Here is a 21,164-nt window from a genome sequence, read left to right as displayed (position 1 = left end):
GGGGTGGAAATAAAATACTTGAAATAATTTCAAGGAATATGATACTATTTGATATAGATTTAGAAAAGGGGAGAAATTGTCTGCAAAATGATAGGGTATCATGCTAATGACCGCAGTCGATGTTCTGAGTTTATCACTAATCGGAATTATCTTATAATTGACAGCAATGATACTGATTTTTTAGGCAAGGGAATGTATTTTTGGGAGCACGAATCTCGTGCCGAATGGTGGCTTACAGAAAAGCATAAAGAGAGTATTGTAAAAGCAGAGTTAAATTTGACGGACGTACTGGATTTAACGGATGACGAAAAACTTCAGTATATTTCAAGAATCGCAGATAAATTTAACTCTGTCATGCAACAAAAAGGTATAAAACCGGCACAGTTAGGCTTGAAACTAAATTATCTTTTTGAGACATGTAAAATATTATCCGATACCTACACAGGTATTAAAGCGCATCTGTATTACGAGAAAAAACCGGAAGCTGATTTGCTTTATGGTTCTAAATTGACGGGAAAATGCGTCGATGTATATACTGTACGGAACAGTCCGCACTTAGTAACTAAGAGGCAATGGGTAAAACAATGAGAAGAGATGAAGAACTGAAAAAACTTGCGGAAGTATGCGATTTTTTCTGCACAATGACAAACGATGAATTCTTTGACTATTTTTATAAAAATTCTCCCTCATTCAAAAAAGATTTTGAGAACATAGTGTATAATACTATCTGTGATAGTCATAATTCGATAATCCTAAAATCAGATGCGAATTATTCTGCTTCGTATCAAAAAGAAGGAGACCTTATAAATACTAATACGTATACTCTTTTAAAAGAGGAGGAAATGCAGTGGATGACAGCAGCGTAAAATCAGGCTTCCAGTTTGATTCATATAAGCTTACCAACATAGAATTCTCTGTAGAGCCATCCCTTTTAACGCTTGCCGGTAAGCAGGATGACTATGAAGTTCAGTATGCTTTTTCTTTTAGAGATGCTTCAAAATATAAGAACGTTGCGGACAAGGTGTTATATGTGACGGGTATAAAAGTTCAAGTTTCTATAGTCTCCCGGAAAGATCGGCATGAAATGGCTAACGGATTATTTGAAATTACGGGCTTGTTCGTTGGCCTGGGGGCTTTTACCCAAGAGCAAGAAGATGTTTTAGCACGAATACAGGGACCGACGATTTTATTTCCCTATGTAAGAGCTGTCATTTCTCAGACATTGTATAATGCAGGTTTTGCTGTTCCTATTATGCCGCTGATAAATGTTAGTGCAATGGCACATGATACAAAGATAAAAGTCATCGAAAGGTGATATAGTGTTAAAATAAGTCTCCGGTATTCATGAGAATAAGGGAGAGGTCTTGCCGAAGGTAAATCCCTTGGGCTCGCAGAAGGTTCCCACCGTAAAGCCCTCGAAACTGCACGTAACTTATACGCTATGAGGTTATCAACCGAAAAAATCGCACAAGCTACCGGTCTAACCGTACAAGAAATAGAAACAATTACCGGGAAACTCTAAATATTTTAAATGGTCTATTTGAAGAGGAGAACTTATGAAGCAATTAAAAAACGGGCAGCTTGTTGCAATAGGGGCGGCGGTTGTACTCGTCACATTGGCATTTTTCAGTTTTACCGTTGTTTCGACAACGGATAACGGTGTGGTAACTCGGCTCGGTAAATATAACCGGACGCTGCAGCCCGGTTTACAGTTCATTATCCCGATTGTCGAGCGGGTGTATCACATTCCGGTTACGACCGTTCAAAAAGAGGAGTTCGGTTTCCGTACCACGATGGCCTCTGACCGGAGTCAGTACCGGAATAATATCGTCACCGAATCTTCAATGCTGACCGGCGACTTGAATATTATCAATGTTGAATGGACGGTACAGTACCGTATTATCGATCCCAAAGCATGGCTCTTTAATGTTGAAGAAGGTGAGCGGATTAACACCGTCCGCGATGTGTCCACAGCGGCAATCAACAGCCTAATCGGCGATCGCGCTATTTTTGATATTATGGGATCTGAACGCGACTCCATTCAGTTTTTAGCGCCCGAAATTATGAATGAAAAGTATAAGCAGCTGGGTCTCGGCATTGCGGTTTCGTCGGTACAGCTGCAAAATGTTGTTCCGCCGGAAGATGTACAGCAAGCTTTTGAGGATGTTAATATCGCCATTCAGGATATGAACAGGTTAATTAACGAAGGCAAAGAAGCCTACAACAAAGAGATACCCAAAGCGAAAGGCGAGGCAGACCGGATGATTCAAGAAGCACGAGGTTATGCGGTGGAACGGATCAACAAGGCGGAAGGAGATGTTGCCCGTTTTAATGCCGTCTATGCTGAGTATAGCAAGGCACCCGATATTACCAAGCGGCGGCTTTATCTTGAAACACTCGATAAGATATTTTCAAATACCGACAAGGTAATCTTCATCGATAAAAACGTCAAAAATTTCTTACCGTTAAAAAATCTTTCGGGAGGAGAACAGTGAGAGCGAGCAAAATAGATCCGGTAAAGGCTAAAAAGACCATACGGTTTGGCGCAGTGGTGGTATTTATTCTTATTCTTGTGTTGTCGGTAAAGCCCTTTTATATCTTAAATGAAGGACAAACTGCGATTATCACTCAGTTCGGTAAAATTGTCAAAGCCGAAACGGAGGCGGGACTTCATTTTAAAATACCGGTTCTGTACCAGGTACATCGATACACGGCAAAATTATTGCGCATCGACGGCGACCCTCAAAAGATCCTCACTAAAGAAAAGCAATTTATTGAGGTGAATACCACCAGCCGTTGGCGTATTTCAGATATCCGTAGGTTTTATCAATCTCTCGGAACCTACGAAGCCGCTTATTCACGTCTTTCGGATATTATCGACTCATCAGTGCGGGATATCATCACCGTCAACAGTTTGAATGACGTTGTCCGCAACACCAACAGCATTAATGAAATGGTGCACCAAGAGCAGATCGGGCTGAACACGGACGAGGTGAAGTTGGAAGAGGTAACCGGTGCGGAAAAGATTGTGTATGCTGCTATCGAAAAAGGGCGTGATGTGCTGGCCGCCGAAATTTTAAAGAAAGCGAATATGCAGCTGAAAGATTTCGGTATTGAGGTTATCGATGTTATCTTTAAAGAGATAAAGTATTCCGACGAATTGCAAGCCTCCGTATATAATAGAATGATTAAGGAGCGGAATCAGATTGCGCAGACCTTCCGTTCTACCGGTGAGGGAAAAAAGGCGGAATGGCTCGGTAAGTTGGAAAACGAGAAAAAGAGCATCCTTTCAAAGGCATATTCCGAGTCGGAGAAAATAAAGGGCGCGGCAGACGCACAGGCCACCGCAATCTATGCCGTATCCTACGGCAAGTCCCCTGAGTTTTATAGCTTTTGGAAGAGTCTTGAAGTATATCAAAACGCGCTTCCCGATACCGAAAAGATATTATCAACCGATATGGAATACTTTCAATATCTCTATAAACATTAACAGCGCGTGATGGGCATCTCTAAAAAATGCTTTTTAGGGATGCCCTAATATTTGTTAAGATTTTTACCGATACTGAAATATGCAGGGAGGACTCCGGTGAGACGTAGAGGTTCTTTTGGACGAGTAATAGTATTGCTTTTATTGATTATTATATTGGTTTTCGGCGGACTTTTTTGGTTCAGCTATCTCGGCTTAATCAATGCACGGGGAGTTTTTTCACCGGTATACTCGTTGTTCGGATTAAAGACGCCGGCAGGTGTCGCTTCTCCGGCTGATGCGGATGCGGATTTGGATGCCGACCGGTATGCAAAGCGGTTGATCGCCTTGGATGTCCGCTCGCAGGAGCTTGATAAAAAAGAGGCTGATGTTACTGCTCGCGAAAAAGAAGCGGCACAGGTATCACAGGAACTGGACGATCGGCTTTCTATTATAGAAGAAAAAGAAAAGTCTTTTAAACAGATGATGACGGAACGGGATATGCGGGAAGCGAATATCGACCAGATCGCACGGTATATCAACGGTATGCAGCCTGAGAAGGCGGTCGCAAACTTACTGCAAATGGATGATCAAGATATTATCGATGTACTGCGGGCGGTAGAGGCAATTGCAAAAAAAGCAAACAAGACTTCTTCCGTTGCATACTGGTTCTCGTTGATGCCGGCGAATCGCGCCGCCGATATTCAGCGCAAGATGGCAAACAAACCGGCATCGCTTCCTTAATCTCTTGAGAGATGTTATTTCCGACACTTCGGTTTGCGCTCTTTTTTTCCGTTGTTTTTTTTCTGTATTGGTATGTATTCAGGCAGAAAAGACAACGGATTATTCTACTTACCTGCGCAAGCTATTTTTTTTATGCCTGCTGGGATTGGCGCTTTTGCCTCTTGCTGTTCGGAGTGTCGGCTCTGTCCGGTCTTACCGGTTATCTGCTCGGTATACAAAAAAATTATATTCCCCGTACCATTACAATGATAACCGGTACCGCGTTGCACATTCTCTTCCTCGGATTTTTCAAATATTTTTATGATTTTATTTCTTTTTTAAACTACACATTTTTTAACGGGCAGCTCCAGTCCCCGCTGTTACTGCAACTACAAAGTTGCTCGCTGTTATTACCGATCGGTATTTCGTACTATACGTTCCGCTCGATGAGCTATATTTTTGATATTTATCTCTGCAAAATGCGGCCGGTTAAATCGTTTATCGAAGTACTGCTCTATATCTCGTTTTTTCCGCAGCTGGCGTCGGGGCCCATCGTGCAGGCGGAAGCCTTTTTTACAGCCTTGTCGGACAACCTTACACAGGACGTAACGGAGGAACGCCCGATAGCGTTTGACCGCAGCGTACTGCTGATCTTGTCGGGGCTGTATAAAAAGATGGTGCTGGCAACCTTTCTTTCCGTGCTTGCCGTCGATCCCGTATTTGCGAATCCTGCACAGTGTAATACCCTCGAATTGCTTGTCGCTTTGGTGTCGTATACGTTTGTCATTTATTGCGACTTTTCAGGTTATAGCGATATGGCAATCGGCATCGGGCTTTTGCTCGGCTTTGAAGCACCGCAGAACTTTAACCGACCGTATCTTTCCCAATCGGTGAGTGAGTTTTGGCGGCGCTGGCATATCAGCTTTTCGTCGTGGCTGCGCGATTATGTGTACTTCTCCTTCGGCGGCTCACGCTACGGTTTAGTCCGCACGGTGATTGCGCTGGTCGGGACAATGCTCATCGCGGGGGTGTGGCACGGCGGTTCCATTCCCTTTGTGCTGTGGGGGTTGTTGCAGGGACTTGCCTGCGCCGCAGAGCGGGTAGTCGCTGTGCTTGGTAAAGAACGCCGCGCCGCCGCTATCAACACTGCTGCGGGCAACCAAGAATCTCTCATCACTGCAACGGCTGTATCCGATAAACCGCGCCGCGGCATAGTGCGGTTTGCCGGACGGAACATTGATATGAACCGGCTGCTTCGGATCGGGCGCGTTTTTGTGTTTATCAATATCAGCTGGCTGATTTTCCGGTCGAATACCGTGCGGGAAATTGCATTGTATTTTTCTTCGCTCAAGAATATCACACAGCCGCTCCGCACGGTGCATTGGTTTGTGCTGGTACCGCTCGCCGCCGCCTTTTTGCTGCAAATCCCGAAAGAAGAGACACGCCGCGCGTATTTTGCACGGTATGTACGGCTGCCGCTTGCGGTGAAGGCCGCTGCCGTTGTGCTGTTTTTTGTCGGCCTCAACATTGTGTCGACGTCCGGCATCGCACCGTTTATCTACTTCGGATTTTAGGGGGATACGCAGAGTATGAGTGAAAACAGTCAACGCGGCAAATCGGCTCAATACGAGCGGCAAGAATACGACAATCGGCAAGGGCAAAAGAGCGGGCAAGGGCGGAATGGCCGATACTCTCCCAATCAATGCTTTTTCTTTGTTGTGCTAACGCTGCTTATTCTTATTCCGTTTTTAGGGCAGCGGCTTGCGCATCCGGTGCAAAACATCAAAAGAGCCTCGCTAAAAAATATTTACAGCGCACTCACCGCGCCGATTGTTTCCGTGACCGAATCATCTCCCGTTGCTGCCGTTATCCCCGTATTGAGGAATGTGTTTATACGGACGGCGGGGTTAGCGGAGCGCGGCGAATGGGATACGTTCTTTTACCGCCAAGGGGTGTACGACAGCGAGGTCGCCGCTTTTTACGCGGTAACCGGAGAACAGGGGTACACCGAAACAATCCCCGGCTTTTCGGATAATTTAGGCGGTAGCGGGCTGCCTGCAGAATTGGTGGGGCAGGTTTCTAAAGCGATGCTCCGCAATGTCGCACTACCGGTTGTCCATTCCGCGCGGATGCCCTTGCGGCTATTCTTTTTCGGAGATTCTCAGATGCGCAGTATCGCTGCCGGTATGACCCGTGCGCTCGGCTCCGATACCTCTATTGCCGTACGGGAATTAAGCGTTCCTTCTTCCGGCTTTCTCCGATCCGATTACTATAACTGGCCGCAAAAACTTGAAGCTATTTTTGCCGATCAAAAAGATGGGGAACGTTTTGATGCGGCTGTTATTTTCTTAGGTATGAATGACTATCAGGATATGTGGACAACCGGCGGCATCATTCTTACGGCAGGCTCGCCCGAATGGGAAGAGGTGTATCGTAAAATGGTAAAAGTACATCTCGACACTGCGCTCGCTTCCGTTCCGCGGCTGTACTGGCTCGGCTTACCGGTTGTGCGGAGCGCTGCATATAACGAAAAGATGCAATACCTAAATGCAGTACACGATTCCGTCGCCGAAGAATACGATTCCAAAAAGCTGGTAAGGATTTCGCTTAAAGGTCTTGTCGAGCAATATGGAACGGGATACATCGGCGCAATTAAACCTAAAGACAGCGCATGGATACCACTTATACAGGGCGACGGTATCCACTACACAGTCGAAGGCGGCGAGTATTTAATGAAGCACTTCATTGACCGCCTGCACCGCGACTACGCATTCAGGTAAACGCATCAGACCGTTTTTTTAACACCCCCGTGGAAAAATTGAGACTATTCGACCAGAGTTGAACCTCTTCGCGGTTCAAATGGTCTCACAGTCTCAATTTTTCCGCGGTTTTTATCTACTCTATCTGATGCGTTTACCTGTCTGCTGGAAAAATGTGCGAAATTTTAAGCAAAATTTCGCACAGAAGGAAGGCAACCGCTAAAAATATTTTTCATGCGGTTTCCCTGATTACGTGTTTGAAATGCCGCATTCCTAATTGTTAAAAAGCTTGACGGTCATTATAATTCCTGTTATATTAAAGATATGGTGAGCTTCTACCACATTTGTGAAGCCCTAAAAAAGCGGTGAATTTCTACCATAATAAGTGAAATGCTAAAAAAGCGGCGAGTTTCTGCCATAAAGTGAAAACCTAAAAACGCACGTTTTTATAAAGGAGCCGGAAATGGCTCCTTTTTTTTGAGAAATTTATGAAATTCTATCACATAAAAAATGATTTTATTCGTGCGGAGGGTTTAATACCCCGACGCTTGCGTCGTAACAAAGGGTATTAAAGCCAACTGCAACCACCTTATGAGAACAACATACCCCGACGCTTGCGTCGGGGTTGTTGATTGCTTATTTACGGCAGTTTGACTCCAAAGTCTCTGAAAATAAAAATGAATCCCGTCCTTATGTTGGGATTGTACTTCAGATAGAGAACATAAAGTATTATGCTCCATTTTCATCACCAAAACCGAAGCATAGAAACATGAAGAACGGAAAAGATTTTAGAAAAATAAATAACGGTATTTATGGGGCAATCAATTTCAATAATATGATTCCGGTTTTAGATTCTGTGCTGATGGAAATTGATATTATAAATATTCCCGATGTAAAATACCGTCGTTTGCTACAAAACCAATACAATTATATAAAAGCTGATAGGGAAGGCATATTAAGAATAGCTCGAAACTTACGGAAGTTGATTTTTGAGGATGAAAAAAATCTTTCAGAGTATGAAAAGATTGTGAAAAAAAGATGCTGTGATTTACCACTACTGGAATCAAAATATCTTGATTTTAAATAATCGTACTTTTCATTTCTAATATGTTGCATTGAACAACGCTCTAAAAGCAGTTACACTGGTGCCTATGATACTCGACAATAAATACACGATGCCGTATACGGTGCCGACCACTGCCATCGATGGGCAGTATCGCTGTACGCCGTTAACCGTTGCTGCGCTTTCGCAGGATTTGGCGGCTAATCACTATAGTTCTACCGGCATATTTATGCCGCAGCTGCAAGAACGGGGATTGATGTGGATTATTTCGAAGCAGCATTTTGAAATACATGAATATCCGCTCTGGCTCGATTGTCTGACGTTACAAACATGGGCGCAGCCGCCGAAGGGGCTTTTTTGTTTTCGGGATTTTGCCTATTACTACGCTGAGGGCGGAAAGAAAGCTTCATTGTCTGCGGCTTTTAAAGATTTTGATGCGGCGGAACGGAAGGGTACCGAATGGACGGCAGACTCGTTGCGCCGACATGGAGCGCTGTGTGTGCGCGGCAGTACGTGCTGGGTTGTGCTGAATACGCACACCAATCAGCCTGCCGTTCTTGACGACACGGTGTTCGGTTCGTTGACGTTTTGTGACGAGCATTTGGAAGGACGGGTTTTTGCAAAGATTTCCTTGCCGGAACACTGGGAGCGTGAAGAGCTGTTCCATCCGTCGCTTTTGGATATCGATATGAACGGGCACGTCAATAATCTGAATTATATCCGCTGGGCATTGTCGTTTATGGATGCGGACTTTTGCCGCGGCAAATTGCTCCGCGTCCTCGATACCAATTTTTTGATTTCTGCTCAATACGGGGAAGAACTCTGCTGCCGCTGCTCTCATATTGAAGATAACGTGTGCGTGCATTCTATTGTGAGAACTTCCGACGGCAGCGAGGTGTTCCGCGCCCGTAGCGAATGGGCTGATGAACGGAAGATGGCACGGCCGCTTCAGGTTGAACATGAAACTTCCCGACTATAATGCGCCGTCCGCACTCGCTGCTGTGCTCGATGAACACGGGTTTGGGATGCAGAAAAAATTCGGACAAAACTTTTTGATTAATGCACATATACGGCAGGAGCTGATTTCCGCACTCGGTCTTTCCGCCGGAGATGCTGTATGGGAAGTCGGCCCGGGGCTCGGCTCGATGACATCGCTGCTGTTGGAGGCTGGCGCCGATCTAACCGTGTTCGAAATAGACCGCGGCTTCGTACAGCTTTTAACGTCCTATTTCGGTTCATATCATTCGTTCCATTTAATAGAAGGCGATGTGCTTAAAACATGGAAGGCTGAATATCAACGGCATGCACCGAAGGCCTTTTTCGGGAATCTGCCGTACAACATTGCAGCAAAGCTCATCGCGGCGACAATCGAAGCCGAGTGTTTTTTTGACCGTATGGTGATAACCGTGCAAAAAGAGGTCGGGCTCCGGATGACCGCGACTCCGGGAAGTGCGGATTATTCGTCGTTTTCGGTACTGTGCCAATGGGCGTATGATGTAGAGTCGATTCGTGATATTGCTCCCGCCGCCTTTTGGCCTAAACCGAATGTCGAATCCCGAGCGCTCCGTTTTACCAAAAAGGAGTCCCCGCAGCCGGTACGCGATGCGCGTCTTTTTTTAAGTCTTGTCCGCGGCCTTTTCAGTGCGCGGCGTAAAACGGTGAAGAATAATTTGAGCACGATTCTCGCTGCTAGAGGAAAAAAGATGCTGCCGGCGGAATCCCTGTTAAAAGCGGCCGAAATCGATCCCGCTGCCCGTGCGGAATCGCTGACCGTCTATGATTTTATCCGATTATCGGATACACTTTGCGATGTGTAAAAGCTCGGTTAGCTTTTATATATCCCCGACGAGGTTCCGATGAATAAACGATTGCGCTGTACTGCATTTTTTATTCTGTGCATGATGGCTGCTGCACAGATACCGCTGATTGCAGAAGAAAAAAAAGAAGACCATACGCCGGTTCCCTATACAAAAGAGGAATTTCCGCTTTGGCAGCGGGAACTTCGGCGGTTTGAAATACTGTCTTTCGGGGCGCTCCCCTTTGTTACACTTTTATCCTTTTGGGGTTACGATATGATTCGTGCGGCGAAGCACCCGAAAGATCCTGCCTATTATCCGTGGCCGCTCAAACAGGTTGACAAAGCGATCCCTCTTACCGAAAAAGAACAGCTCGGCGTATTCCTTACTGCTGCCGGTATATCAATAACGATCGCGTTAATCGATATAACGTATCGTGCGATTAAACGTTCTGCAGCAAAAAAACGTTTGGAGAGGGAGAATACCCTTACCGAAGCTCCTATTCAATTTATATCAATAACGCAATCTGCTAAAGCTGAATCTCAGGCTCTGAAACTTATGACCGATGCAGCATTGGCTGCGGGTTCTATTGGAGGAATTGTAACACTATTAGCAAAAGTTACTGCATCGACTCCTTCCGTACAGAGTGATAAGACCGATACGGTTGCACAATAATATGTCTGAAGTATTTGAGCTTACAGTACCGAATGGGATCGGTAAGCTGCGGCTTGATGCGTTTTGCAGCAGTGTGCTTACCGGTATGACCCGCTCACAGCTGAAAACAGGGATACAAGCTGTGCAGCTCAACGAGCGGCAGGCAAAACTTTCAAGCATGGTGCAAGCGGGCGACCGTATCACACTGATATGGGAAAATCCGCTTCCCGATGTTCTTATACCCGAACCTATTCCGCTCCGTGTCTTGTATGAAGATAATGATGTCATCGTGGTGAATAAACGAGCTGGTATGGTTACGCATCCTGCGGCAGGCAATTGGACGGGGACGCTGGTGCAGGCGCTTGCGTATTACCGCTTGCACACGTCGCCTATTCATGATGCCTTCGCCTGCCTGCTCGAAGCGGAGCAGGGGAGGGGGAATTTTGCCGAGCTATTGCGTGCAGGTATCGTTCACCGGCTTGATAAGGATACCTCCGGCATCCTTATCACCGCCCGTAGTGCCGAGGCGGAAGCCTTTTTAAAAAACGAATTTAAGCTGAGGCGCACAGAAAAATATTATCTCGCAATTCTGAACGGCATACCGGAAAAACTGGCCGGTATTATCGAAACGTCGGTATTCCGCGACGGGCATAGTCGTATTCGATTTGCCGCCTCGGCAGATCTGTCTAAAGGAAAATATGCCTGCTCACGCTATAAGGTGCTGCGGGTGTATGGGCGGTATGCGCTGGTGCTCTTTAAAATCGATACCGGCAGAACCCACCAAATTAGGCTCCATGCGCGGTTTATCGGCTGTCCGATTGTTGGAGATCCGCTCTATGGGAAAAAAGAAACTGAATGGAAGGAATACGGCTTGATGCTCCACGCGTATCGGCTTGGTATTACGCTCCCTTCAACACAAAAAAAAGCCGTGTTCACCGCCCCGCTGCCCCGAAAATTCCGGACTGTCCTGCGCCTTTTGCAGACGCGGCTGTCACAGGGGAATAGCTGAGGCGCCTATGCAAAAAAATATTGATATGGTAATGGCGGCTTTCGATTATAATAGAGCGGAACCCTGTATTGTACGGGAAACCGATCATTGGGCGGTTGTGTATAAGCCGCCGCATCTCCCCACTGCACCGCTCCGAGCGGATGAACGCAATACGCTGGTATACTGGTTTTTGCATAGCCCTGAGGCAGAGGGCGATGTTCTATTCGATGATATGCAAACAGATGCGCTACTCGATGCTACGCAGATAGATCCACAGGAGCCGCCCGCCGAATACGGGCGGGATATTCAGGAAGTTCAGATCGGCAATAAACCAGCGATACGGCCGACAGGACGACGTATTCGGGAGGCGCAGGTACGCGGCAAAAAGGCGATTGAGGCGGGGTTGCTGCACCGGCTCGATACGGATACGCGGGGGCTTGTGCTTTTTGCAAAGGATCAGGCGGTATATGATTTTCTTGCTGCCCGGCAGGAAGCGGGGCAGATGATAAAAACCTATTGCGCGTTCGTAGAACCGAACCGAGTTCCGGAGATAGATAACGGGTATGGTTTCGGTGCAACGGAGTTATCTATGCTGAAAGAGTTTGCTGCTGCACAGAGAGGGATAGCAGCACAGTTACCGCTTACGCTGGAAAGTCAGTTTAGGAATTTCGGCCCCGGCGCAAAAAGGGTTGCTCCGGTCGTTTCCGGTTCGCGGCATTACAAAAAAGACGGGCGGCTGTATACGACGGTGATTGAGGCGGCCGATATTCTGCCGTCCCCGCCGCTCATTCGGGTACGATGCCGCCTTTCCCGCGGATACCGGCACCAAGTGCGCGCTCATCTGGCCGCAGTAGGGCTTCCCATTGTTGGCGACCCGCTGTATGCGCCGCAGGGAGCGGAAGCTCAACCGGAATCCGCACAGGTGGGTTTGCAGCTTTATGCGGTCAGCCTTGAGTTCCCCGATCTTGAAAACCCTCGGCAGAGTATACGCGTTGCGCTTCCGCTGCCAGATAAAATGAACCCGTAATCAACAGCGGCCGGTTTTCGGCAATGCTTTGGGTAAAGGCCTTCTTTAATACCGCGTTAAAATTCTCGCTCGCTTCCATTACAACACTGTTCTCATTCCCGAAAACCTGCGTAAATGCGCCGACGGTTTTTTCTAAATTACCCTTTTTAAACGAGCCCGGCACGGTGATGTAGAGATAACCAACTTTATCGTAGAATATCGGCGCAAAACCGGCGGGGTCTTTGTCGGCCGCGCAGGCAAACACCAGTATCGGTTTGGCCCTGGGTGATGCATCGGATACGGACGGCGCGCCGGAGTATGCGGGTGCAGCGCCGGTATGGACGGATAAAGCCGCTGTATAGGGAACAGAAGCGCCGGAATGTACGAGTGAATCCTCGGAACATAAGGTTGAAGTATCGGAGTTGCTGCTGAGGAGAGAAAAAAACGTGTCTGCGCAAGTCCGTATGCTGTTGTGCGTATGTGCGCCGTCGAGGACAATCAGCGGCTTCGTACTTAAAAGCTGGAATCGCGCGGGGAGCCATGCCTTTGAAAGCCCGCTTTCGATTAAGTCTTCTGGCACATCGGGCAATCGGTATTTAAAAGCAGCGGCGGCGAGCGCAGCGTTCTCCGCCTGCACGGGCGTAAAAAGCGGGAGTATTGCGTGCAGCGGACGTTTAAAGAGCGCTCCGACCGGATGCGCGGCAAAAAAGCGGATGGTAACTTCGCGGCCTTGCGGTGTCAGCCGGTGTTCGATTGCTTCGATAAAATCGGGGAGATAGAAGAGCGGGGCATTGAGCGCTGCCGCCCGTTCTTTGAATACTTCAAGCGCGGAAGGTTGCTGCCGCGAGCAAAAAACGGGAACCCCCGCTTTAATGATGCCCGCTTTTTCCGCCGCGATGAGCGGAATGGTATGGCCGAGATATTCGCAGTGTTCAAGCTCGATCGGTGTCAGCACGGTTATTTCCGGCTGCACGATATTGGTAGCGTCAAGCCTACCCCCCATGCCGGTTTCAAACACCGCCCAGTCGAGCCGCTCCTGCCGGAACAGTACAAAGGCGGCCAGTGTCACCAGCTCAAACCAACTCGGCTGGGGTTCAGTCTCTTTACCGATATGCGGCATGATGCTCTCCCGTACGGTACGGAATGCTTTGAGGTAGGCTGAATCGCTGAAAAAACGGCCGTTTTCCGTTATCCGCTCGCGGAAGTCGTTTACGTGAGGAGAAGTGTAGAGGCCGGTCTTATAACCGGATTCGGAGAATAAGGCCGAAAGCATCGCCGCAACGGAGCCCTTTCCCTTTGAACCGGCTATATGGACGCACTTATACGTCGTTTGCGGGTTGGAAAAAAGCGCGGCATAGTATCCGATAACCTCAAGCGAAAATGCTTTGTTATGCGGCCGTTTTTCAAAGTTGATAAAACCGTCAAGCCATCGGTAAAAATCATTTAGATTGTCTATAAGCGTTTGAGATGGTGCAGCGGTATATATTGTATTCATAATGATTGTCGCTCGTTTTGCAGAGGTGTCAGGTTTGTTCATGATAGTTGTAGTTTAAAACGCCCATTGAACGGACGTTTTTCAATTTTTTAACGGTACATAGCCATTGTTATCAATGATTTTTTGACCTTCAGGAGAAAGGATCCAATCTATCAGCTTTTTTACATTTGCATTTTTGTTATCCTTTCTGTAAACAGCAAAAAAGTGTGAAGATAGAGGATATCTGCCATTTTGTATATTTTCTTTTGTTGGTGCAATTCCATTTAAAGAAATCATTTTTACATTTGCATTTTGTGTTATTCCTTCTACATAATAACGAAATGAGTAACCAATAGGACTTCCAAAGAAAACGCCTAAAGGATTTAATCGTATCTTTTCTCCATTCATAAATTTTAAGAATGCGGTTTGACTGCCGCTTCCTTCTTTTCTTTGCCATGCTGCAATTAAAGTATTTGTTCCACCAACTTTTTTCCAATTTTTAATTTTACCGGAATATATTCCTTTTATTTGTTCAATTGATAAATCATTGACAGGATTCGTTATATTCTCAATAAATACAAATGCTTCTAAGCCAATTGGAACAAACTCTAATTCTATATTATTTTGTTTTGCATACAATAGTTGCCCTTCTGAAGGTGAGGCGCAAAAAATTATATCTGCAACGCCATCAACAACGGCTTTGTAAGCGCCTCTCGTATTTCGCATTTGAACTTTGCTTTCTTTGGTGAACTTTTCACCATCGAAACAAACTGATTTTTCAGGATAAGTTGCAGATGCAATCGCAGAAAAGACCGGATATAGTGCACTTGCTCCATCAAGCACAGGGATGTTGTCATCTATTTGAAAATGTGATTTTACATAATTTGTTTTTGAGTTCTTGTCAAATGGAAGATAATCCTTTAAATCAATTGAAAGAGTTGAGATTTCGTTACTCCCAGCTACAACAGCTATCATACCTGAATTTCTATGTAAAATATTAAATTGTATTCCTGAATATAAGAGACTTATCATTCCTAATAGAGAAATCATAATAAAAAGGATAACAGTAATTTTCTTCATGCTACATTCCATAAACAGAAATTGAATAAATGATAGAAAACAAAAATCCCCCAATAATCACAATCCATGCTACAATAATTATTGAACAAATTATAATTTCTTTTTTTAAGGCTTTTCTTTTTTCAATATTTTCTTTATTTGTCCTGCAAAATTGTATTATAGCACTTATCAACCAAATTAATGCTACAATAGGAAGACCAAAAATTAAAAATTCCATTTATTTTCTCCATGTTCCTGTGTTACCGTGTGAGTATCCGCCTACCATTTTTTGATTGTCTTGAATCGCTCTGTTTGATAATTATGTTTGATAATATTGTACGGTATAGTTTTTCAGTCTGCTTATTAAAACAGACATGATAGACGGTCATATCCGCTTTTGTTTCCATTAAGTAGGCATAGACGGTGGAAAGAGCAATTGTTGCAGCTTCCTCCATAGGATAGCCGTATACGCCCGCACTGATACAAGGAAATGCAATCGTTTCACAGTGAAAGTCTGCGGCAAGAATGAGCGAGTTGCGGTAGCAGCTTGCGAGCAGTTCCGGTTCTCCATGTTTGCCGTCCTGATAGATCGGTCCGGGCGTATGGATAACATATTCTGCAGGGAGCTTATATCCGCGTGTAATTTTTGCCTGCCCTGTTTTACATCCTTTGAGTGCGCGGCATTCTTCCAATAATTCGGAGCCTGCGGCACGGTGAATCGCTCCGTCAACACCTCCGCCGCCGAGCAGAGTGGTATTTGCTGCATTGACAATTGCATCTACTTTTAGCGTAGTTATATCTGCACAGATAATTTTGATATCCATAAATTCCTAATTATGATCGATATGAACCGAATACGGTATGTTTTTGAATTAAAAACCGGCAGCCTATTGCTTGTCGACGAGAGAGCTGCTGCCGGTTATGGATTAAAAAGAGTTAGTCGTCCCAGCCGACGCTGACTGTGGTAGACCCGGGACGGACTTCTTCGCTAATAGGCTTGGCTATACCCTGCCGGTTACTGCCTGAGTCAATACCGGATGCGGTGTAGGCAGCAGCTGCTTGTAATCGGTTATCCGAAGTGTCAGTTGCGACAGCCACAGGAGCGGTTACCGTACCCACTTGACTCAAGGTACTGAATTCGCCGGAGGCAACCATTTTCGGTATTCCGATACCGATACCCGATTCAAACTGAACGGCTCCATGGTCTACGAATAAGTTATATCCGTCGAATTCAAATCCGGTACCGCGCACGGAAGCGGTTGCCGTCGGACTCTTAACCTTAAATTCCGCTTTTTCGCCTTCTTTCGGTGTAACTTCCGCCTTAACCCGCCCGGCCATCAAAAACATCTGCGTTTTTGTTGTTCCTTCTGATTTTATCAGCTCTTCAAGTGATAAGCGGGTAACAGGTTTTACCGTCAGTACTGCCGATTCCGTTTTAAGAATAGCGGTACTCTTAAAGCCGGTAGAGATAAGAGAACCGGCAGGTAAAACATCACCTACTTTTGCGGCTTTCCAATCTTTGCCGGGATGTTTGCATTCAACTTTTCCGGCAATTTCAGTGACTGTTGCTGTCAGGTTAGCTGCTGCAGCTGAGAAAATTCCTGCCATGCAGAGTAGTAAAATTCCTAGATATCTTTTCATAGTACACCTCCTAAAATGAAGCACTATAGGGGAGCGCTAAAAACTTCAATTTATAGCGGTTCCCTATAGTTTTACGGTAAATGTCAGTTCAGTCAGCCAGCGCAGATTATACGCTGTGATAACTTTCCGATTTGGTATAAAGATGCCTCCGGTGAATGATGCATCAAAATCATTATGGAATTGATACGCTACTTTCGCCGATAATTCGGATCCCATGTAGGCAGGCGAGCGTATGGTATTCGGAGAGGTCAGCAGTATGTATGATAATTCCGTTAAAAGACCTTGTATCGGGCGAGCGTTTACCGTGAGTCCTCCGGTAAGCGTATTGCTAAACGAGCTGATCGACCCATTGGCAACAACTGTTTGTTTTGTGTCTGTAATAGGTACAAATGAACGCATCGGTCCTGTACCATCGTAGTTTCCTGCTGCCCAGTTGAGCTTACCGGTTACCGTAAAATAACGCCAATTGGGGTTAAAATATTGTACCGCAAGTCCCGATGCGAGTGAGTAGGTAAATTTTGGAGCTTCTCCTAATTGGAGGGCTATCCAGTATTGCCAGTTAATATTCCTGCCTATCCGTCCATGGATATACGGTATAAAGTATTGCGTGTGTGTCCTTCCGGTTAGTTTAAGTAAATCAAATTGAGCAAGGGCATCGAATCCTATTGTATGTGAAGGAATAACCTCTTGGAAAGAGGCCGAAAGAAGGAAGAACAACCGTTGAGGGGCAAGTACCTTTTTTTTATTGTTCAAACGTTCGATATCATCCAAATCTATTTTGATTTGTGCATCGGTTTTATAGGTAAGTCCCGTATAGCCAAGTGCAAAAGCAATGTTGGCCTTCTTGATTATAAGGTTGATTTTGCCACCATCAAATAAACCGCTCAAAATTTTATTTGAATAGTCGTTGAATGAAGTACGTCCGACTGACCATTGCAAGCCGATCTCATTAAAGATCTTACTGCCCGACCAATCCGTTCTTTTCAGTCTAAATGCTTGGTGGATCGGGAGCAATTGAGCTGCTCCCTTAGGATTAATAGGGAAAGCCCCTGAAAATCGGGCTTCGCCGGAAATATATATCGATGAAAAATCCTTTACGGGAAATTCAACAAATGCTTCCACTGCATTTGCCTGCGATATGTTAAAAGTCTTATTTGTACCGTTTAACTCGGTACTATTGGACAGGTTGACACCGAAATCCAATGCGGCAGCATACATTGTCATACCACCCGCTATGATAAGAAAGGATAGTATACGTTTCATTGTTCACCGCCTTGTACCGTATCGATGCGTCCGAGTATTTGGAGCATGGTAGATCCCGTCATCGGTGCATCGGGATCGTTATTATCTTGGATAACCGCGAGGTACTTCAGATCACGATATGCATATCGTGGGCAGGGATAGATGCGGTACATTAAACCTCCTTTTATATTGAAGGACTTCATTAATAAAAAAGCGTAGGTCTTGACCGGTATTACATCGCCTGCCGTAACCGAATCCCGTATTAAATTTTTATTTCCGCTTTTGAAGCGGTCAAATGCCGTTTCAAAATCAAGCTTGTCGGATCCGTCATTCAAGGCTGTCTGTATCAGATAGGCGGCTTGTCCGAAGGTTGTTTTTTCAGTCTCTAAAATTGTATCGATCTTTTCAGCCGCTTGGCCGAATGATGCCGCTATGGTAATCAAAACCGCAACGGTAATACATACAGTACGTTTCATTCTGTCCCCCCTTTTAATAAAAAATGAAGTTTTTAGCATCTTCCCATTGTATAACTCTCGTACATATCTTACTATAGATTTAATGGGGAGTAAAGAGTGAAGAAAAAAACATCGTGGCCTTCAATTGTTATACCGTGCATTATCGGGTTACTGAGTGCGGGAGTCTACCTATTTCCGTTTTGGATAGGTGTTGAAAATCGGCTGTATGATTTCTTTTTAGGACTAAAGTCTGATGTTAAAGAGGATTCTTCTATCGTGCTGCTGGATATCGATGATGTATCCATCGAAAAAGTCGGTCTTTATCCGTGGCCCCGTAATACGATTGCAAAAGGCTTGGAAGCGTTGACACAGCTCGGTGCGGAGTTTGCAGTCTTCGATATTGAATATATCGATAAAAGCCCGATGAGTGTGGATTTTACCTATTTAAACGGTGCGTTAAAGTCCGAGTTTGCCGCTTCTTTTGAAGAAATCGGCGCAAATGTACAGGATATTTTTGCAGCGCTTGCCAATAACCAAATTACACTGCCGGAGGCGGGAATATACGGGAGCGAATTGGTGGATTTAATCGATCAATCGCGGGATACTCTCTACCGGCATACAAAGCAGGTGGCGATAGAGAACGATAGCTATTTAGGACAGGCAATGCGGCTGTTCGGTTCGTCGTTTATTACGGTTAATATGCAGGACGATCCTCCGAGCGAGGGTACGGAAGATTTATATGCGATTGCGAAAGAGCGGTTTGTCTATCCTAAACTGAAAGTGAACGCCCCTTTATCGGATGGGCGGCATAGCGCTTTAGTACCGATACCGGAAATCAGCCGTATGGCTGCGGGAGCGGGGTTTACTAATGTGTATATCGACAGTGATGGCGTGAGGCGGCGTATCCGGTTGACGGATAATATCGGCGACACGGTGTTTATGCAGCTTGCCTTTTCTCCGTTGTTGAAGAAACTGGGGGCTCCCGAAGTTGTCATCGATAAAAACCTCGTTACGTTGATCGGCGCCGTGTATGACGGTAAATGTTTCAATACCGCTTGATTCAAGCGGTATGATGTTGATTCGCTGGCCGAAAAAAAACTATCAAAACAGCTTTACTCATATTCCTTTCTATCTGCTGATCGATTATGCCGAAAGCGGAGAAAAAACGGCAAGCAGTTTACGCCTGTTACGGGCGAATCAAGGATGGAACCTCGGCCCCGGCTACGCGCCGATCGATACATGTATGCAGCTATGGGATGAAAGCGAAGAACTGCGTCGTACTGCCCTGGAATCGGGGGCTGTGCAGGATAAGAAAGCTTGGCTTACTGCTGTGCAGACCTATTGGGATACGGTAAAAAGCTTTTTTGAAACAGACTACGGTACGTCGGTAGCGCACTTGTTCGACGAGGCAAAACAAGCTGGGAATCCTGAAGATGCGAAACTCTACGATCAGGTAAAGGCCGATTTTGGAACGCTCTATGCAAATGCCGTCACATCGTATAACCGGCATACGGAGCTTGAAACGGCGCTTGCCGGTAAACTTAAAGATGCTTTTTGTATTATCGGGTGGTCGAGTACCGGTACAACCGATATCGGTGTTAACCCCTTTCACAGCGAATATGTGAATGTCGGTACGCATGCCGCGGTCGCCAATACTATTTTGCAGCGTGATTTCTTACAGCAAGCGCCGGTTTGGGTGTCGGCTCTGCTCGCGATTGTGTTTTCTTTCGGTATTATTGTGGTTATCCGCCGATTCAGCACCCTTGTTCAGATTATTGCGGGAGTTGTACTGTCTGTCATTGTGCTGATTGTAAATCAACTCATATTCAATGTAACCGGCATTTATATCTTTATCATTTCGCCGGTATTGGCGCTCTTCGTATCGTTCTTAACTTATTCGATGGTATCGTTCATTATCAGCGAGCGCGAAAAAAGTTTTCTCCGCAAAGCATTCGGCACGTATCTTTCCGGCGATGTTATCAATGAGATGATAGAAGATCCTTCTATGCTGAAACTCGGCGGGCAGAAAAAATGGATTACCGCAATGTTTACCGATGTCAAGGGCTTTTCCACAATAAGCGAAGCGCTCGATGCGGAACATTTGGTCAAATTGCTGAATATCTATCTTTCCGGTATGAGCGATATTATCTTGGAACAGCGCGGCACTATCGATAAATACGAAGGGGACGCCATTATATCGTTTTTCGGCGCTCCGGTGGATTATAAAGAACATGCCCGCCTCGCGTGCCGTGCTGCAGTGCTGATGAGGCGGAAAGAGGTTGAGCTGAACGAGCTTTTTATGCGTGAGGGAATGAGCCCCAATCCGCTTTTAACCCGCATCGGGATTAACACCGGCGATATGGTTGTCGGGAACATGGGCACCGAACGGAAGATGGACTATACGATTATGGGTAACGCGGTCAACCTCGCCGCCCGTTTGGAAGGGGTAAACAAACAGTACGGTTCATGGCTTTTGATTTCCGATATGACGAAAAATGAAATCGGCGACGAATTTATTACCCGCCGCTTCGACCGCGTGCGCGTTGTCGGTATCAATACGCCGGTACAGTTATGGGAGTTGGTCGAATTAAAGGATGCAGTCGATTCGGCAACGCTCGACTTTTTACGCCGTTTTGAGGAAGCTCATTGCGTGTTTGACCGGCGGGATTGGAAGGAGGCCTTTAAGCTCTTTAAAGCGCTCCGCGAAGAGCGGCCTGATGATGGTCCCTCCGATGCCTATCTGCGTAAGTGCGAGGCCTTTATCCAAAAGCCTCCTGCGGACAACTGGGACGGCGTTTTCAGCCTTACGCAAAAATAGGATAGGAATACCTGTTCGGA

At 45.9% G+C, this 21,164-nt stretch carries 23 protein-coding genes; 16 read left to right on the top strand and 7 right to left on the bottom strand.

Features of this window, described 5'->3' with window-relative positions; genetic code table 11:
* Positions 1 to 87 precede the first annotated feature (87 nt).
* The 14 genes from E4N69_RS08255 (at position 88) to E4N69_RS08190 (ending at position 12,476) form a co-directional block, all read left to right on the top strand.
* Positions 88 to 588, top strand: coding sequence for a hypothetical protein (locus tag E4N69_RS08255; RefSeq protein WP_253823532.1), 501 nt, complete (start codon positions 88 to 90; stop codon positions 586 to 588).
* Positions 585 to 866, top strand: coding sequence for a hypothetical protein (locus E4N69_RS08250; protein ID WP_006189886.1), 282 nt, complete (start codon positions 585 to 587; stop codon positions 864 to 866). Before E4N69_RS08255 ends, E4N69_RS08250 begins: the two co-directional genes overlap by 4 nt.
* Positions 848 to 1,315, top strand: a complete 468-nt coding sequence (locus E4N69_RS08245; RefSeq protein WP_253823531.1) for a protein-export chaperone SecB — start codon at positions 848 to 850, stop codon at positions 1,313 to 1,315. Before E4N69_RS08250 ends, E4N69_RS08245 begins: the two co-directional genes overlap by 19 nt.
* 241 nt (positions 1,316 to 1,556) lie before the next feature.
* Positions 1,557 to 2,495 carry an FtsH protease activity modulator HflK gene (gene hflK, locus E4N69_RS08240; RefSeq protein WP_253714029.1) on the top strand — a complete coding sequence of 313 codons (939 nt, stop codon included), beginning with the start codon at positions 1,557 to 1,559 and terminating at the stop codon, positions 2,493 to 2,495.
* Entirely contained in the window at positions 2,492 to 3,490 is a 999-nt protein-coding gene (gene hflC / locus E4N69_RS08235; RefSeq protein WP_253823530.1) for a protease modulator HflC, read from the top strand. The genes hflK and hflC overlap by 4 nt, the downstream gene beginning before the upstream one ends.
* 96 nt (positions 3,491 to 3,586) lie before the next feature.
* Complete coding sequence (locus E4N69_RS08230) at positions 3,587 to 4,210, top strand: periplasmic-type flagellar collar protein FlbB (RefSeq protein ID WP_162663838.1); 624 nt, start codon at positions 3,587 to 3,589, stop codon at positions 4,208 to 4,210.
* A gap of 11 nt (positions 4,211 to 4,221) precedes the next feature.
* Positions 4,222 to 5,763 (top strand): MBOAT family O-acyltransferase, encoded by a 1,542-nt coding sequence (locus tag E4N69_RS08225; protein WP_253823529.1) that lies wholly within the window; start codon positions 4,222 to 4,224, stop codon positions 5,761 to 5,763.
* Between the two features lie 15 nt (positions 5,764 to 5,778).
* Entirely contained in the window at positions 5,779 to 6,969 is a 1,191-nt protein-coding gene (locus E4N69_RS08220; protein WP_253823528.1) for an SGNH/GDSL hydrolase family protein, read from the top strand.
* Positions 6,970 to 7,573: 604 nt separating this feature from the next.
* A complete protein-coding gene (locus tag E4N69_RS08215) occupies positions 7,574 to 8,035 on the top strand; it encodes a type III toxin-antitoxin system ToxN/AbiQ family toxin (protein ID WP_162663836.1) in 462 nt (153 codons plus the stop codon).
* Positions 8,036 to 8,099: 64 nt separating this feature from the next.
* Complete coding sequence (locus E4N69_RS08210; protein WP_253823527.1) at positions 8,100 to 8,990, top strand: acyl-[acyl-carrier-protein] thioesterase; 891 nt, start codon at positions 8,100 to 8,102, stop codon at positions 8,988 to 8,990.
* A complete protein-coding gene (gene rsmA / locus E4N69_RS08205) occupies positions 8,971 to 9,828 on the top strand; it encodes a 16S rRNA (adenine(1518)-N(6)/adenine(1519)-N(6))-dimethyltransferase RsmA (protein WP_253823526.1) in 858 nt (285 codons plus the stop codon). The genes E4N69_RS08210 and rsmA overlap by 20 nt, the downstream gene beginning before the upstream one ends.
* 81 nt (positions 9,829 to 9,909) lie before the next feature.
* Positions 9,910 to 10,482 (top strand): hypothetical protein, encoded by a 573-nt coding sequence (locus E4N69_RS08200; protein WP_371922382.1) that lies wholly within the window; start codon positions 9,910 to 9,912, stop codon positions 10,480 to 10,482.
* A 1-nt stretch (position 10,483) separates the two neighbouring features.
* Positions 10,484 to 11,470, top strand: a complete 987-nt coding sequence (locus E4N69_RS08195) for an RluA family pseudouridine synthase (RefSeq protein WP_253823524.1) — start codon at positions 10,484 to 10,486, stop codon at positions 11,468 to 11,470.
* Between the two features lie 7 nt (positions 11,471 to 11,477).
* Positions 11,478 to 12,476, top strand: coding sequence for a pseudouridine synthase (locus E4N69_RS08190; RefSeq protein WP_253823523.1), 999 nt, complete (start codon positions 11,478 to 11,480; stop codon positions 12,474 to 12,476).
* On the opposite strand, the gene E4N69_RS08185 is transcribed toward E4N69_RS08190, so the two are convergent.
* The 7 genes from E4N69_RS08185 to E4N69_RS08155 form a co-directional block, all read right to left on the bottom strand.
* Positions 12,394 to 13,950 carry a bifunctional folylpolyglutamate synthase/dihydrofolate synthase gene (locus E4N69_RS08185; RefSeq protein ID WP_253823522.1) on the bottom strand — a complete coding sequence of 519 codons (1,557 nt, stop codon included), beginning with the start codon at positions 13,948 to 13,950 and terminating at the stop codon, positions 12,394 to 12,396. The genes E4N69_RS08190 and E4N69_RS08185 overlap by 83 nt on opposite strands.
* An 81-nt stretch (positions 13,951 to 14,031) precedes the next feature.
* A complete protein-coding gene (locus E4N69_RS08180) occupies positions 14,032 to 15,009 on the bottom strand; it encodes a PstS family phosphate ABC transporter substrate-binding protein (RefSeq protein ID WP_253823521.1) in 978 nt (325 codons plus the stop codon).
* Position 15,010: 1 nt separating this feature from the next.
* Positions 15,011 to 15,226, bottom strand: a complete 216-nt coding sequence (locus E4N69_RS08175) for a hypothetical protein (RefSeq protein ID WP_162663829.1) — start codon at positions 15,224 to 15,226, stop codon at positions 15,011 to 15,013.
* A gap of 22 nt (positions 15,227 to 15,248) precedes the next feature.
* Entirely contained in the window at positions 15,249 to 15,812 is a 564-nt protein-coding gene (locus tag E4N69_RS08170) for an O-acetyl-ADP-ribose deacetylase (protein ID WP_253823520.1), read from the bottom strand.
* Positions 15,813 to 15,924: 112 nt separating this feature from the next.
* The gene (locus E4N69_RS08165) at positions 15,925 to 16,629 is read right to left on the bottom strand and encodes a FecR family protein (protein WP_162663827.1); all 705 of its coding nucleotides are present in this window, start codon (positions 16,627 to 16,629) and stop codon (positions 15,925 to 15,927) included.
* A gap of 63 nt (positions 16,630 to 16,692) precedes the next feature.
* A complete protein-coding gene (locus tag E4N69_RS08160) occupies positions 16,693 to 17,892 on the bottom strand; it encodes a hypothetical protein (RefSeq protein ID WP_253823519.1) in 1,200 nt (399 codons plus the stop codon).
* Positions 17,889 to 18,347: a hypothetical protein gene (locus E4N69_RS08155; protein ID WP_253714018.1), complete on the bottom strand. Its 459-nt coding sequence runs from the start codon at positions 18,345 to 18,347 to the stop codon at positions 17,889 to 17,891. The genes E4N69_RS08160 and E4N69_RS08155 overlap by 4 nt, the downstream gene beginning before the upstream one ends.
* A 96-nt stretch (positions 18,348 to 18,443) precedes the next feature.
* Between E4N69_RS08155 and E4N69_RS08150 the strand changes: the two genes are divergently transcribed.
* Positions 18,444 to 19,385: a CHASE2 domain-containing protein gene (locus E4N69_RS08150; RefSeq protein ID WP_253823518.1), complete on the top strand. Its 942-nt coding sequence runs from the start codon at positions 18,444 to 18,446 to the stop codon at positions 19,383 to 19,385.
* Positions 19,357 to 21,144, top strand: coding sequence for an adenylate/guanylate cyclase domain-containing protein (locus E4N69_RS08145; RefSeq protein WP_253823517.1), 1,788 nt, complete (start codon positions 19,357 to 19,359; stop codon positions 21,142 to 21,144). The genes E4N69_RS08150 and E4N69_RS08145 overlap by 29 nt, the downstream gene beginning before the upstream one ends.
* The last annotated feature ends 20 nt before the right edge of the window (positions 21,145 to 21,164 follow it).

The organism is Treponema sp. OMZ 906 (genome assembly GCF_024181185.1).
Taxonomy (GTDB): domain Bacteria; phylum Spirochaetota; class Spirochaetia; order Treponematales; family Treponemataceae; genus Treponema.
The sequence above is the reverse complement of the archived record's forward strand: the minus strand, read 5'-3'. Positions and strand labels throughout refer to the sequence as shown.